The sequence below is a fragment of the Alicyclobacillus fodiniaquatilis genome, assembly GCF_042678105.1.
Taxonomy (GTDB): domain Bacteria; phylum Bacillota; class Bacilli; order Alicyclobacillales; family Alicyclobacillaceae; genus Alicyclobacillus; species Alicyclobacillus fodiniaquatilis.
On the sequence record NZ_JBHUCX010000102.1, the window covers coordinates 104,987 to 106,761 of the forward strand.

Consider the following 1,775-nt stretch of genomic DNA (forward strand, 5'->3'; position numbering starts at 1 on the left):
TGGTTTTCCATCTGGTAGAGCACGAAGCTGGGCACACATTCCAAATCAGTGCGATCAAACGCCGTGCTCATCGCTTTCTGAGGTGAAGCAATTATCGGATAACCCGATAATTTGGCAAGAACAGCACCGGGGACAGAGCTACGTACGTTGAATGAATATACACTGCCTTCACACCGCCGATCTTGCGCTCTCGGGCAGTAGTGTCGAATAGCCAATCCACCACTTTCATCGGTGAACATTATGAAACTGGCTACACGACGAGGAGGTACAAGATGAGAGACACAAAGGGGGCTGAAGTATGGCAAAACGAGTTTCAATCCTAACGGTTTGCATCACTTTATTGGTTTCAGTCGTTGTGAATATTTATTTAGTGAAACAACGAAGCGAATTAATAAGCACGGGTTCATTCGCACTTAGTGAAGCTTATGGTCATTTGCAAACTGCTGTGAACATGCCGATAGGAGCTGTTCCAGACAATTCGCCTGCAGCTCGGGAAGGTGAAGTAGCAAGTGCGGCTGCGTACTTGACATCTGCTGCTTATTTCTTGGACAAACGAGGTGTGGCTCACGTTGCAGGGATTGCCCAAGCGTTGTATCTATTTAGTTTTGATCTACCGTATCCTAATGTAGTTGGTAAGTCAAAAGTAAGCAACGAATGGGCATGGATTGTAAAAACGCAAGATGAATTACAATCGGTTGAAACCGCGCAAGGAATTGATTTGAGTCAGCTAAAAGCTGGTATCAGTAATCTCTACAGTTCCATGCCAATATCAAGTGCTCAGAGGCAATCTCTCTATTCGCTCGCTCCGCAATAGAGCCGAGCGGACTCACAGCTGCTTTAACATGCGATTGTGTTGAACGGTTTCTTGCTCCGTTATTGAACAGAAGAGTTGAGCAAGAAAATAGTGAATTAAGTCTGATCGGAGGGGAACAAAGTGGAGTTAGACCACGTGGTTCATTATGTGCAGGATTTAGATAAGGCCAGGAGTCAATATCAAGAACTTGGTTTCGTTACGCAAGAGGGTGGAAGGCATTCATATGGCACGCAGAACATCGTAACAAGAGTGCATCGGGGCTATATTGAACCTATTACCATTGTTGATTGGGATTTATTACGGGAAAGACGCCCCATGTCTATGTTTAATAAGCTCCACGAGGTGATCACAGGTGGCGGTGGTGCAATAAGCTTTGGTCTATGCGTTAGCAACATTGAACAGGTGGCTGAGCACTTACAGAATGAAGGGATAAAATTCACTCTTCGAGAGAGTTCAATTCAAAGACATGACGGAACAAAGAAATCCTGGAAATACATAATCCTCGAAGAGGGACCTTCCAAGTGGAATCCGTTCATTATTGATTATGGCGTACCTTGGGAAGAACGTGCCCTGCGCTATGGAACGAAGGATCATTGGACGATTAGCCGTATTGTCGTTGAAACACAGGCACCAGAAGAACACGGGCGTTGGGTCGCTAGGATTGTTGGTTCATCTGCCACTCCGATAGAGGGCGGCGTGCGTGTTCCCATTAGAAATGGTGATGTGGACGTGGTGAGAGGTTCAGCAGAACGAATCACACGTGTGCTGTTTAAGGAATATGACACCCCTGTTGGTCATATTCAGGGACTCAATTATGGCGTTGATTCGTCAGGCAATAAATTAAAATAATCTGTCGTTAAACCAGCTAATAGCTTGTCAATATTGCCAGTGAAAATAGATGTTCTTGTATGTTAGCTTGAATTTGGGCGTGTTGAATAACCCTCCAGATAGATTGGAAGGT

3 protein-coding genes are annotated in these 1,775 nt (G+C 45.1%); 2 read left to right on the plus strand and 1 reads right to left on the minus strand.

Features of this window, described 5'->3' with window-relative positions; genetic code table 11:
• On the minus strand, positions 1-215 hold a 215-nt coding region (locus ACFSB2_RS26720; RefSeq protein WP_377946296.1), incomplete at its 3' end, for a hypothetical protein.
• A gap of 83 nt (positions 216-298) precedes the next feature.
• On the opposite strand from ACFSB2_RS26720, the gene ACFSB2_RS26725 reads away from it, so the two are divergent.
• Complete coding sequence (locus ACFSB2_RS26725; RefSeq protein ID WP_377946297.1) at positions 299-814, plus strand: hypothetical protein; 516 nt, start codon at positions 299-301, stop codon at positions 812-814.
• Positions 815-934: 120 nt separating this feature from the next.
• Positions 935-1,663 (plus strand): VOC family protein, encoded by a 729-nt coding sequence (locus ACFSB2_RS26730; RefSeq protein ID WP_377946298.1) that lies wholly within the window; start codon positions 935-937, stop codon positions 1,661-1,663.
• Positions 1,664-1,775 lie beyond the last annotated feature (112 nt).